Source organism: Adhaeretor mobilis (assembly GCF_007741515.1).
In the GTDB taxonomy this organism is placed as follows: Bacteria; Planctomycetota; Planctomycetia; order Pirellulales; family Lacipirellulaceae; genus Adhaeretor; species Adhaeretor mobilis.
In genome coordinates, this window is record NZ_CP036263.1 from 3,117,657 (window position 1) to 3,130,328 (window position 12,672).

A 12,672-nucleotide genomic window follows, 5' to 3' on the forward strand; every position below is an offset into this window, starting at 1 on the left:
TGCCCAATTCTCACCACGGGCAGTATCCTGCTGAACTCAAGCAAGCCACGCTAAAATATGCGGGGGTCAGAGGAAACCAGGTGACCATGCGTTGCTTGGTCCTCTGCGAAATTCATGATTCAGTCTGATTTATCCTCCATACGAGGCGAAGGCTGTCGGCCCTGCTGTGATTAGCGACGACGGACTACGGCCAGGGCGAGACCACTCAGGCCGAGCAGTGCCAGTGATCCAGGCTCGGGGACAATGGTTACGGTTAAGCCCCCGGAGAAAAAGTCTCTGGTATCTCTCTCATCGACTTGGATACCTGTCGCAAACAGATCGACATCAATTGATGAGCCGTCTTGCAAGATCCCAGTTAGCTTAGCGCCACCGCGGTCGGTGATGGGCTGCAAACCAGAGCCAGCGATCGGGACGCCGTCGATGAAGAACGCGGTTCCTGTGAAGTTGGTGTCACCCGAGCTTCTAAAAATGTGGGAGGCGTCGAAAGTACCCCCGCTGATGCTGGTGGTGCCATCGTTGGTGAAGAAATCATCGAATTCGCCGCCGGTGATGGTGACCACACTGCCGGCGTTGGGATTGAAGCCATTGCCGAACGAGCCTCCATTGACAACAACTTCGCTGCCGCTTTCGGCGGAGAAATTAGCACCGAAGTCTCCCCCACCAATGTTAACGACGCTGCCATTTTTGGCCAAAACTTGGCTGAAGTCGCCGCCCGCAATAGCAAGATCGTTGCTAGTCACAATAAGGTTGGTCCCGAATGATCCCCCGCTTATGTTTACGCTGGCAGTACCCGAAATCTTGCCGTTTAACGAAAACATTCCGCCGCTGACGGTGACATTGCTGCCAGATTCGAACTCCCAGAGAGTGCCAAACATGGTCGACGCTCCGCTGATATTGACAACACTGCCTGCTTTGGCATCAAAATTACTGCCCAGATCGCCACCCGTAATAGTAAAAACACTACCGTCTTCCGCATCCATGTGCTGAGAGACAACGCCGGCGCTAATGTGGGCCGTACCAAACACATTAGATGAGGTGCCAATAAAGCCGCCACTCATATTGAGGGTGCTGTTGGCATCGATATCGACAGTTCCCAGTATCGTGCCGGAGATGAGATTGACTTCGGAGTTAAAAAAATCTTGGCCGTAGTTGAGCTCGCTGCCAGCATACAAGTTGGCTTCGACGTAGTTGTAGTCGCGGCCATTTCCGCCGATTGCAGAACCGGCGTTGAAATTGATCTGGGTGAGTGTCGCACCCGTGACGTCGCCAAAGTGCCCGGTAGGGTCCGCATCGGCGGGGAAGTTGTATACGGTGCCAAATAACCCCGGGTCCGAAGGTACGCCGTCATTCAGCTGAGCTTGCACGTCAGTGATGGGGGCTATCGATATAAGGGCACTAGCGATAGCGGCAATTAGCAAGGAATACGTAGGTTTATTCATGAGTTCTCTCTTCGCTCGATTGTTATCTACAGTGGCGCTGCCTATTTGTGTTCCGATCGTCATCTTCCGACGCAAGCGAACGCAATAAACTTCCAACAATTTTTCATCTCAAAGAATCTCGTACAGAATCTCGTTGGCAATACTCTGTCTCATCAGACGCTGCGTGCAAAAAACGAATTTAGTCGGGAGCGTTTCTAAGCCGAAACGCTCCCGGACCATGGAAGAATCAAAAAATAGCGAGTTGAGTCTGGATGACTCAACTCGCTAGTCAAGTCTATCGTAGCCTGAACAGGTATTGTCTAGCGACGGCGACGGCTCAAAATGCTACCCATCGCAGCCAAGCCGAGCAGTGACAATGAACTCGGCTCTGGAACTGCTAGAAGCGTAACAGCGTGGTACCCGAACCATTGACTGAACTGCCCATTTTCAACTCCTTCGGCAACAAAGACACTAATTTCCCCGTTTGAGTCCACTGTTACTTCACCCAAGTTAAAATCATATAAGCTACGAGGGCTTATCCCCCCAGGTCCATCTGTAATTGCACCGTCCACAACACCAGCATTAGAGACTGGAACATCCGTCAACGAGCCCGCACTAAGTCCCACACTAAAATTGGTGTTGAAAAAGCTAAAATTCGAGTAGAGCACGGCCACTTCATATTTGTCTCCAGCGGTCAGGCTCCCGATCGTGGTGACAAGCGTATCAGTGGGAAAATTAGGATTTGCGGGGTGGTTATATCCACCGGGGGTACCGGCCAACGTGTCCGCAGAGGCAGACCAACCACCAACTGCGGGGGTGTCGCCTCCTAAAGTCGCTGAGTTGCCGTTAGCGGCGTAAATGGTGCCCTGAATAGTATCCGCCGTTGCAGTTCCGGCAGTCATGAGTCCCACGCACGCAAGTGCAACAGCATTCAAAAAGTTCTTACAGCTCATTAGTCATCTCCAGTCATGTAAACAAAAAACAAGAAAACAAAAAAAGGTACACCGCGCCTGCAATCACTAAATCTGTTCGATCATCTGGCATCGCGAGAACCGCCTGCGAGTGACGTGCCTTAGAGAGAACGCCAATACTGTTGTACACCAGCGTTAACGCAACAATTTGCCTTCCCCTTTTTTCTCGCTGAACTAAGACTCCACCTCTACCAGACGCCGATTGTCATACTTAACAGAACTGTCGAGCTTAACAAGACGGTGGTAGCAGAGCAAGAAAAACGACCTGTTTTCCGTCTATTTTAGTGCTCGTTGATGGTCATATTGGTGCAAGAGCGATCAGAAGATTCTTAGATATCGTCGCATCTACCGAATCATATGCGACAGGCGGGCCTACAATGAGTCTAGGCCGAACAGACTTCGGGATGCCCGCTGTGCTTCGGAATAATGCTCGGATACGCGGGTGAATGCCTAGGCAGCGGTAACCCACGGAAATTTCCCCAATCTCAGTACCCGCTACTCGAAGCCCTTCTTGGGCAGTCGCGGCAACTGCCAGGTGCGAAGACGCCCCGGAGGTTACAGCTGCCGATCGAGACCGCCGACCACTAGCAGGCACTTGGTCAGTATCGATGAGCCACTCGGCGACGGGACGCTCACAGACAAACGGAAAACCAATTATTTACTGGTGTTTGGCCGGCAGGGCAATCGCATCTAAATGACCGAATACATCGATCTCTGCGTAGAAGTCATTTCAGCGGTTGGGTCGGAATCTAACCGCCGATAGCATTTCTAGCACGGAGGTCGACGTATGGCGATTACAAAATCCCCTGTCATTCTTACACACTTCGAGGAACTTACCGATCCTCGCATGGAACGGACCAAGCGACATCGGCTCAGCGACATCGTGGCTATCGCCTTGTGCGGCGCAATCTGTGGAGCCGACTCGTGGGCCGATGTCGAGCGATTTGGCAACGAGAAGATCGACTGGTTCCGCACCTGGTTGCCTCTGGAGCATGGCATTCCCTCGCACGACACGTTGGGTCGCGTATTCTCGCTGCTGGACACCAAAGAATTCTACCACTGCCTAGCGAACTGGGTTGCCAGCCTGCAACTCGATCTGCAAGGCCAGACCGTGGCTATCGACGGCAAGACACTTCGCCGGTCTTTCGACCAAGCGTCCGGCACAGGAGCCTTGCACCTGGTCAACGCGTGGGCCAGTGATCTTCATCTCTCGCTCGGACAACTCGCGACGGAGCAAAAGTCCAATGAAATCACTGCCGTACCACGGCTTTTGGAGATACTGGCCATCGAAGGGGCAGTCGTCACGCTCGACGCGATGCATTGCCAGAAGCAAACTGCTGAGAAGATTCGCCTAGCGGGTGCTGATTACGTTTTGCAAGTGAAAGGCAATCAAAAAAAGATGCATGAGCAACTGCTCCAGTTGTTCATTGACTACGGCGATCAGGATTATCGTGGCGTGCGTCGGCATGTCACGGTGGAGAAGAATCACGGCCGCGATGAGCGTCGCGAGTATTACGTCGCTCCCGCGCCCCCAAAACTGTCTGAGCAGTGGCGTGACCTTCGCTCGGTTGGCATGGTTTTTCGCTATCGTAAATCGGGAGAGAAGCTGAGCGAAGAGACTTCCTTTTTCATCAGCAGCCTGCCCCCCAAGGTCAGGTCCCTAGCAGGACATGTTCGTAACCATTGGAGTGTGGAGAACTCACTGCATTGGTCGCTGGATGTAACTTTTTCAGAAGATCAAAGCCGTCTTCGGAAAGGCAACGGCCAAGAAATCGCTGCCGGAATGCGTCGCTTGGCGCTCTCCATTCTCAAGCGAGACACTACGCTCAAAGAAAGCCTGCGCGGTAAACGACTCCGCGCAGGTTGGAATAACCAAACACTGCAAGCCATTCTCACGAGTATTCAAGCGTAATTAGATGCGATTGCCCTGCCAATTGCCCGAGGCGGATCTCGGTACAGAGAAGAGGAGCCAGTCCTCCAGCAGGCTGGCAACCAATTCTTGTCGATAACTTTTTCATTGCTTCACTACCCAGACAAAGAATTGCGAAGCTATTTTCTCTTGCGAATCGCCGACGATACGCGTTTGGTGGCGGCCAAACTATCGCCACGTGCCAAACGCCCCAAACAGCGCGGCAGGACTTTTTCTGCATTTATGTCAATACCCGAGTTGAGTCTTTGGCGTTCGATGCGATCCTTTAGGGTAGTTCACGAGCACACAATGATGGTTGCGACGGACGCAGTATCAGCGGTTCACTCACTTGCAGGAATCGCTCTTGGTAGTGGCGAACATTCAAAGTTGAACTGTTCATCTGGCAGCATTTAAAGAGTATTCAGTTGCGACAGCATCACTCGGAAGGGCAGACAATGAGTCGTCAATTTTCCCACGCAGAACCGCTCTTCCCCCTGAAGAATGCAGCCGACTACTTGCCACGGCGTGGGGGCAAGAAGACGCACTATTCAACGCTCTATCGCTGGGCAACCAAGGGGACCCGTGGCCGCATTCTTGAGTCGACAATGGTGGGGGGCGTACGGTACACCTCCATCGCAGCGCTAGAACGATTCATGGCAGCACGCACCCAGAGTCCAAGACCGGCTGAAGACGCCCTCGTCGACGCCGTGCAGCGTGCGCTCGACGACGCGGGTCTCTAGCCAACCTGTCGCATCACTTCGACCGCTTTCTGCAAATCCAGTTCAGCATAGATTTCCGTCGTGCTCGTCGAACCGTGCCCATCTACCGCACGCGCCGCGTCGATGCCAAATCGCTTTCGAATTTCGGTGGATGCCGTATGTCGGATCCGATTCGGCGACCATTTCTCGACGCCTGCTTTGTCACACGCTCGATGAACCGCCCGCCGATAACTGGCGGTCGAGTAGCAATCCTTGGCCGTACGTCGGGGAGTACTAACACGATTGGAGCCGCGGCGGTTACCACAGGAAAGAGGCGTCGTTCGGGCGATTGCTGCTCGTTCCCGACGACGGCGTTCCGACTCGGCAGGCGAGAAACAGAACGACTCGGCTCCGCGAGCTTGGAGGTAGGGCTTGAGAATCTGTTGCGCTTGAGGCCCAATTGCCACAATGCGGTCTTTCTCAAAATGCTCTGTCTTATGCTCGGCCGGTTTGTAAACCCAAACATCGCCTGAAGTATCAATGTCCCCAGGAGACATGCTGCAAATCTCTCCAGGTCGAGCACTGGTGAGTCGCTGGACACGTACCATGTCGGCAACTATTTCAGGCATGAATTCAAGCGTTGCCTTGATATCCGCATCGCTGACGGAGCTAACCTTGACAATCTCACGAGCTCGCGTGCGACCTTTCTTGAGCCCAGGTAACTCACGGAGTGCCGTTGAAAGGGAAGCGTCGATAATCTCTTTCGCCGACGCCCACTTGAACATCCCGCGGAGGCGATTGACTTGTTTGTTGATGTACTTCCGCGACCAATCGAGCTCGTCAATCATCGCCTCGCGAAGCTCGTCCAATGCCAGCGGACCAAAATCGGCTGCATAGGTCATGGCATGATGCTTACGCAGGAGACGCAAGACTTCATCGATAGTCCCCGCCTCTCGGGTGACTTTGCCATGCTTACGGTAGTAGCTCTTGGTGTGGCGCCGATAGACAAGGATTAGCTCACTGATTGTTACCGGTGAGCCAGCCAGACGCTTCTCGCGGAGGGTACTAGCGGTGATGCTGGCGACCGCCTTCTGCACTGCGGTCCGATCGTCTTCGGCCCCAGCACATTGCTCAGATTGCTGCTGATGGCGGGCCGTCTCCCACTTCTTGAGCAGTTCCTGATACCGCCGGTGGCTCTGTTGAGACCCATAGGGTCCAAGATAGATATGCTTCCCGAAGAAGGAGACGACCGCTTGCTTGGTCGACTTATGGAAACGGTACTTCGGTGGCCTGTGAAAAAGTCTTGGCATGGGGTGCTCTTTGCGGCTGTGAGAAGGCGCAAAGAGGGAAGTCTTGGAGACATCCCTCTTTGCATTCCCTCTTTGGCTTCGGCAAAGAGCCGCACCGACCCACAGGGTCGGGTAACCTAAGTCCAGGTTTGGCTTGGGTTTAGAAAAAGTGGCGGGGGCCGGATTCGAACCGACGACCTCGAGGTTATGAGAGACCAGCCCGCGCACGCTGAAACACTGCGTTCGTAGTGATAAACCGATCCTACTACGGTTCAAATTCGCTTGCAAGTCTTAGCAACGATTGTCATCTAATAGCAAGTATTAGCATCGATTGCATTTAAAAACCGTAGTCGCTTGCCAGCTCTTTTTCGGCGCAGAGAATAGAAGCAACACGAGGGGTTCACAAAGGTTGTCACCCCGTGTTTCTTGCTCTGAAAGGCGCTGTCAATGTCGAGCTGGATCTCTCCGCTACTGTTCTTGCTAGCCGGTTCTACTGAAGACCAGCTGCGTAAACAGATCGACTTTCTGAAAGCGGAGAACGAGATGCTGCGCAAACGCATTCCCAAGAAACGCATCTTCCTTGAGGACGAAGAACGAGAGCGGCTACTAAAGCTGGGAGAGGCCATCGGAAGAGGGGTTCTTCAGGTGATTACCATCGTTAGCTCCCGAACTTACCAAAGGTGGCAGAGAGAAGTAAGGTGCGGCAAGAAGCCGACCAAGAAGATGGGCCGTAAAGGAACTCCAGAGTCAATCCGTGAAATCGTCGTCCGCCTCGCCAAAGAAACCGGCTGGGGCTACGGAAGAATTGTTGGAGAGCTGAAGAAGCTGCGCATTCAGTGCGTTGGTAGAACCACGGTAAGAACGATCCTCAAAGAAGAGGGCATCCACCCCGGGCCAAAGCGAGGCCCCGGCACTTGGCACGAGTTTGTCAAGACACACGCCGAGTCGCTCTGGCAAATTGACTTCTTCAGCAAGCCGGTCGTCACCAAGACGGGAATCAAGCAGGCCTTCGTGCTCGCTTTTCTGCACGTGAACTCGCGTCGGGTGATCTGCTCGCCCGCCACATTCCATCCGAACGAGAATTGGGTCGTCAATCAAGCCGAGGCTTTTCTACAGCAAGCTGAAGAAGCCAATCTGCCGGTCCGTTACCTGGTTCGAGATAAGGACTACAAGTTCAGCCGTCGCTTCGACGAGGTTTTCGAGCAAGCCGATGTCGCTGTGGAGCCGACCTCTCCACGATCTCCCAACCAGAACGCATACGTTGAAAGATGGATCGGCTCGATCAAGGGCGAATGCCTCAACCGGTTTTTTGCCTTTGGTTTGAAGCACCTCGACTACCTCATCGAGGAATACGTTCGCTACTACAATGATTTACGCCCGCATCAACGGAAAGAAAACAAGCCGCTACTCGGGGTTTGGCCAGAGGGCCATGAGCCGCCCGATGATAATGAGCAGATTGTCTGTCAAAGCCGGCTTGGTGGTGTGCTGAAGCACTACGAGCGGATAGCTGCTTGATTTTTTTGAACAGGGACTCTGCTGATTGTTGCTGCGCACCTTACGCCCTAGATGTCGTAAGGTGAGTGCCATGAGTTGTGCTGAATCTTCACCCAAATTACCAGCGCACTGCAACGGCGCTCCAGAGCAGCATCGGACGGATCATCGCGGAAGTTGTCGAGTTCGACTGGCCCAAAATCATCGGCCATCTCCAGCCCGTGCTTTTTTCCGAGCAGAGTGACCATTTGGTGGATCAGCTCGCCCTCACGGGTCATCTTGCCGTTCTTCTGGTAGTACTCCCTGGCATGCAGCTTGTAGACGTGCGCCAACTCATCAATGCTCACCTTCAGGCCTTGTCGCCATTTCAGGCGGAGCATGACTGGAGTCACTTGTTCGGCCAGTTTTTCGTCGAGCGATTTCTTCTGTGTGGGCGACGCCTGTAGGTGGCGGAGGGCATTCCACTGGCCCAAGATTTCTTGATACTTTTGGTGGCTTTTCTCGGAGCCATAGGCTCCCAAGTAGGTGGCGACGCCATTTAGGTAGACAATGGCCTGATTACTGCCTTTGTGAAGGCTGTATTTGGGGGGCCGATGAAAGAGACGGGGCATGTGCGAACTCCAGTTTGGAACTCCAAACCAGTAGTTTTCCCAGGCACTACTGCCTAGTACTACTGGTTTGCGCTACAAACGAGCCGCTCTACCAACCGCTGGCAGGTAACCTAAAGCTAGGTTTCAGCAATACTTACATCAAGTGGCGGGGGCCGGATTCGAACCGACGACCTCGAGGTTATGAGCCACTTCCAGAACCGTTCAAAAAACCCTGTATTTCTCGACGTTTAGCACGATTCTACACCCTAAAACGGCTATTGCAAGACATTGCATTGGCTATCAATAGTACGCTTGTATTTCAGTCTTTGCGTGAACAGTGGATTGTCTATTTCTGTCACTGCGAGAGATAGAATTTGCCGCATTTACAGGGACAGCAAGGCGTCCGTGAATGGTGGCTGACTCGGAGATAAGTTAGTCGCCGTGATTCCTCGCACCGACTTGGTGGTGAACTGAAGCACTACGAACGGCTGGCTCCTTGAGGATTCTTGAAGAGAGACTTTCTTGGTCGCTGCTGCGCTGATTGGAAAATCGATATCGCAAATCTACGGCCACGAGCCAAGTCAACTCTTTACCATGACAATTGCCGTGGTAAAACCACGCTGCAGAGCACCTGTATAGACCCAATCAGAAGAGCCTTTTTTCATGACAAGCTATTCGAACACGACGGTGTCGGGCATGTAGACGCCTACATAGACGGCGTAAGTCCCGTCTACTTGCAGAGGGATTTCTATGTCCTCTGCAGTAGTATCGACCGTCGTTTCAATGCGCCATCTGCTGGGAGAGTTTGCGTCATCAACTTTCCACCAAGTGCTGTAATCGACCAACGCACCCCGCACGCCGAATTCGACACCTTGACCGACAGAGCCATGCATTAAGCCGATTTCTTCTCCGGCTAGGCTGGATCCATAGGGGTCAGCGAGTTGCAAACGTGCAATAGGTGAATCAGTGAGGATGGCATTGGAATACTTGTCGGTCTAGCGTATCGCCCTGATTGGCCTCGATCTGCAGCAGATAGTCGCGTCCTTGTCCGCAGATGAGTTCGGCTAACGGGCGTTGGGCAAACATGGCGTCGCCAGTGATCAGTCGCAGCATCGGATAGGTTTCCAGCAAGGCGACCAGGTGCCGGCACAGCAGGGTCGGTTCATTGGTCTTCTCCGCTCCAGTAGACCATTGCCCCACGACGGCTTGGACATCGTGAACAAACGCATTGAGCATGTGCAGCGGACGACCATTGTCGTCGATTCCCTGCTTGGCGGTCTTGCCGTCAACGGCAAGCACGCCGGAAGTCGGCCACGGAACACTTGGCAAGCGTGCGACTAATGGTAGTGGCACAGGGAGGCAGGTCCCGGTCAAAACCAAGCGGTTCTTTGAGTTGATCCCAGTTAACCGTAGCCCACCTGACCAGCACTTCCATCTCACGGATCCGCGCCAGCATGCCCAGGAGCATCAAAACCACGATCCCCGAGAATGGGTGACGAACACCGCGTCGGCACCGGGGGTCGTCCAATTGTCAAACGCATCAAGAAGAGTCACTGCATGCATCTGTCGGCTCCTTCCAAAATGAAAAGAGCCACCCTGTTGCACCCTCTACGAGCCTAGGCCCTCGGTGGTTCGCGGAAATCGACTTTGCAGTTCTCCTGCTTCAAGACGACCACTACGGCACGCGACACGGACCCGTAATCTGTTTGCCAATAGAAGTTTAGAGTCGTTCGTCCTAGTTGCAAGAGCCGGCGAGGAGTGGTTATCAAATGCGATGATTGTCCGTATTTGGAGCTACTGGTCAGTAGTTGTCCGTAGCTGATCGAGCAATCAAATTTCTAGCGAATGTGGTACAGGCTGGAGCGACCTTTGCTGAACCACTACCAAGTGCGATTGAGGCAGTCCAGTGAAAAGGGCCAGCCTGTCGCGGATGGACAGGCTGACCTTGCAAGAGACTAACGGATTTCTAATCACGCAGCCATCTATCGTCGTCGCAAACGTGAGAGGGAGAGCGCGCCGATTAGCAATAGGCTTGCCGTCGCCGGTTCGGGGATGGGTGAAAAACCGCCTGCGGTGAAACGAACATAGTCCATTTCGTAAGTTCCCATCGTGCTACCGCTACCATCGCTCCACCAATGATTTCCTCCTGTTCCCAGCCCCGAGTCGGCAGCGTCGTATTCGCCGACAAGAACTCCATCGATCCAAGCATTGTACCCAATACTATTCTCTGCTTGGGCTATGCGATAAACATGCTGCGCGTCTGTCGTACTGGGTAGTGTCGCTAGCAGGCCAGCTATGCGGCTGAAGACTCTCCCGTCATCTAAGATATCAATGATGTCGTGAGGGTCGTTTTCGTCGCCAATCCGTGTCGTGTAGCGCCCGGAATTTAGCTTAACACTGGCTTCCCAGGTCCAGCCGTCGGCATGGGTTGCATCGGAGACCCAATTGGGGCTTTGGAGGAACACGACCAAGCCAGGGGTGGCGTGAGCCGTGTCGAATGCGACATCCAGAATTCCCGGGCTGGGAGAGTCGCCCGTCAAGGTATACCCGGTCATGCTACCTGAATATCCTGTGGTTCCGAAGGTAGCTAGAGAGGCGGCATCACCCTCATACTTGTACGGGAATGTGGATGAGTCGGCCGGATTGATGATAGCCGCCCAGGCGGGAGCTCCGCACAGAAGCAGTCCGATCATAAAACTGCAAATCCCCTTAACTTTATGCACTCTTGAGCAATTCATTAGACGTATCCTCCCAAGACTTTGACTAGATCGGAGTCAACCCCGCGTGGGGGAAGAACAACTCCGAAAGCGAACTGGAAACTCGAGACAAGAAACAGAGGCCGCAGCATCGGAAAATGCTTTCCACCTCCAAACGCCATAATAGCTGACTAACTCCCCATACCTGTTGCCAGTTCGTGTAGATTGGATGTGCGCATTGGGAAAAGTTGCTTTTCAAGCAACGTAGTGCTGCTAGTTTAGATCGGAAGTGAATGTGAACAATAAAACTCGTCGCTCTATCGGATTGCTCGTCGCTCCCTCTTCGGAAAATAACCGTGGAATCATCCAGGGTGTTCTCAACTACATTCGGGAGAATCCCGATTTGAAGGTCGATCAGCGAAAGGCATTGCCAAACCTTGCCTGGAAGGAGTTGCCCGAATGGACCGGAGATGGCCTCATCGCTATGGCGCATACACGCCAGTATGTTCGAATGCTACGACGGAAAGGCTTGCCAGCCGTTAATGTCTCCTCTCAGGTCAATGACTCGCGAATCCCGAGAGTACACGCTGACGACCATGCAATGGGCAGGCTTGCGGCAGAAGAGTTTCTCGCTGCCGGCTTGCGTCATTTTGGTTTCGTAGGGCACATGAAGTGGCCGAATCATGAGAACCGTCGTGTAGGATTCAGTGAGACGCTTGCTGCAAACGACTTTGAATGCGCAACGATCAACATTCGTATGGTGGAGTGGATATTTGAAGGCACGGAACAAATAGAAGTGGATATTCCTAAGCTGGCCAAAAGACTGGCAAAACTGAAAACACCCGTGGGCATGGCCGCTGGTAACGACCTGTTCGCGTACGCCATCTCCGAAGCCTGCAAACTCAACAAAGCGCAAGTCCCGTTTGATGTGGCGATCATTGGCAATGGAAATCTACGACTCGTGTGCGACTCTACCGATCCGCCGCTTTCCAGCGTTGCTCACGGTGCAGAGCGGATAGGCTTTGAAGCGGCCGCGCTGTTGGACAAGATGATGCAAGGGCAAGGGAATGCGGAACAAGATCTGGTATTGCCTCCTAAGGGCATTGTGCAACGCAGATCCACCGATTTTTTTGCTGTCGAAGATCAACTGGTCTTGAAAGCGCTAAGATTGATCAGAAGTCACATCGGGGAGCCGTTTACAACGATCGAACTGGCCCATGATTTGGCCATTTCGCGCCGTATGCTAACGACTCGATTTCGGAAAGCACTAGGGCACTCGCCTGGTGAAGAGATTCGACGAGCAAAATTGCGTAAAGCCAAGGATTTGCTCACCAGCGGAAACCAATCCGTAGAAGCAGTTGGACATGCTTGTGGGTTCGAAAACTCAAGTGGCTTTGTTCGTTTCTTTCGCAGCGTCATGGGAGTCCCTCCCGGACAGTATAGGCGCAATTACCTAGCAAGCCGCGATAACTCTGCCATAGACAAGAAATAAGAGGCCCTCAATTGTTTTCTGCACTTCTTTACAGTTGCTTCTCTGACTTGTCTGTCGATCGTTCTTATCGACCAAGATTCCGCAGGCGCTCTGATGATCTTGGCGATTGTGGTCGGAA

Annotated in this window: 12 protein-coding genes; 4 read left to right on the forward strand and 8 right to left on the reverse strand. The window is 53.2% G+C overall.

Annotation, left to right across the window (positions count from 1 at the left end):
• Nucleotides 1-170: 170 nt before the first annotated feature.
• The gene (locus HG15A2_RS12330; RefSeq protein ID WP_218931919.1) at nt 171-1,439 is read right to left on the reverse strand and encodes a PEP-CTERM sorting domain-containing protein; all 1,269 of its coding nucleotides are present in this window, start codon (nt 1,437-1,439) and stop codon (nt 171-173) included.
• Nucleotides 1,440-1,738: 299 nt separating this feature from the next.
• Nucleotides 1,739-2,371, reverse strand: coding sequence for a PEP-CTERM sorting domain-containing protein (locus tag HG15A2_RS12335; protein WP_145060524.1), 633 nt, complete (start codon nt 2,369-2,371; stop codon nt 1,739-1,741).
• Between the two features lie 805 nt (nt 2,372-3,176).
• On the opposite strand from HG15A2_RS12335, the gene HG15A2_RS12340 reads away from it, so the two are divergent.
• Complete coding sequence (locus HG15A2_RS12340) at nt 3,177-4,301, forward strand: ISAs1 family transposase (RefSeq protein WP_145057260.1); 1,125 nt, start codon at nt 3,177-3,179, stop codon at nt 4,299-4,301.
• A 452-nt stretch (nt 4,302-4,753) separates the two neighbouring features.
• On the forward strand, nt 4,754-5,038 hold the full coding sequence (locus HG15A2_RS12345; RefSeq protein WP_145060525.1) for a DUF1580 domain-containing protein: 285 nt from the start codon (nt 4,754-4,756) through the stop codon (nt 5,036-5,038).
• Here the strand turns inward: HG15A2_RS12345 and HG15A2_RS12350 are convergent.
• On the reverse strand, nt 5,035-6,306 hold the full coding sequence (locus HG15A2_RS12350; RefSeq protein WP_145060526.1) for a tyrosine-type recombinase/integrase: 1,272 nt from the start codon (nt 6,304-6,306) through the stop codon (nt 5,035-5,037). The genes HG15A2_RS12345 and HG15A2_RS12350 overlap by 4 nt on opposite strands.
• A gap of 426 nt (nt 6,307-6,732) precedes the next feature.
• Between HG15A2_RS12350 and HG15A2_RS12355 the strand changes: the two genes are divergently transcribed.
• Nucleotides 6,733-7,800, forward strand: coding sequence for an integrase core domain-containing protein (locus HG15A2_RS12355; RefSeq protein WP_145060527.1), 1,068 nt, complete (start codon nt 6,733-6,735; stop codon nt 7,798-7,800).
• A gap of 47 nt (nt 7,801-7,847) precedes the next feature.
• Here HG15A2_RS12355 and HG15A2_RS12360 read toward each other — a convergent pair whose 3' ends face one another.
• From HG15A2_RS12360 to HG15A2_RS12380, 5 genes are all read right to left on the reverse strand, one after another.
• Nucleotides 7,848-8,387 carry a hypothetical protein gene (locus HG15A2_RS12360; RefSeq protein WP_145060528.1) on the reverse strand — a complete coding sequence of 180 codons (540 nt, stop codon included), beginning with the start codon at nt 8,385-8,387 and terminating at the stop codon, nt 7,848-7,850.
• A gap of 650 nt (nt 8,388-9,037) precedes the next feature.
• A complete protein-coding gene (locus HG15A2_RS12365; RefSeq protein WP_145060529.1) occupies nt 9,038-9,259 on the reverse strand; it encodes a hypothetical protein in 222 nt (73 codons plus the stop codon).
• Between the two features lie 70 nt (nt 9,260-9,329).
• A complete protein-coding gene (locus HG15A2_RS12370) occupies nt 9,330-9,719 on the reverse strand; it encodes a hypothetical protein (RefSeq protein WP_218932592.1) in 390 nt (129 codons plus the stop codon).
• Complete coding sequence (locus tag HG15A2_RS25145; protein WP_391483898.1) at nt 9,652-9,843, reverse strand: hypothetical protein; 192 nt, start codon at nt 9,841-9,843, stop codon at nt 9,652-9,654. Before HG15A2_RS25145 ends, HG15A2_RS12370 begins: the two co-directional genes overlap by 68 nt.
• Before the next feature lie 505 nt (nt 9,844-10,348).
• Nucleotides 10,349-11,104 carry a PEP-CTERM sorting domain-containing protein gene (locus tag HG15A2_RS12380; RefSeq protein ID WP_145060532.1) on the reverse strand — a complete coding sequence of 252 codons (756 nt, stop codon included), beginning with the start codon at nt 11,102-11,104 and terminating at the stop codon, nt 10,349-10,351.
• 253 nt (nt 11,105-11,357) lie between these two features.
• Between HG15A2_RS12380 and HG15A2_RS12385 the strand changes: the two genes are divergently transcribed.
• On the forward strand, nt 11,358-12,554 hold the full coding sequence (locus HG15A2_RS12385; RefSeq protein WP_145060533.1) for an AraC family transcriptional regulator: 1,197 nt from the start codon (nt 11,358-11,360) through the stop codon (nt 12,552-12,554).
• The last annotated feature ends 118 nt before the right edge of the window (nt 12,555-12,672 follow it).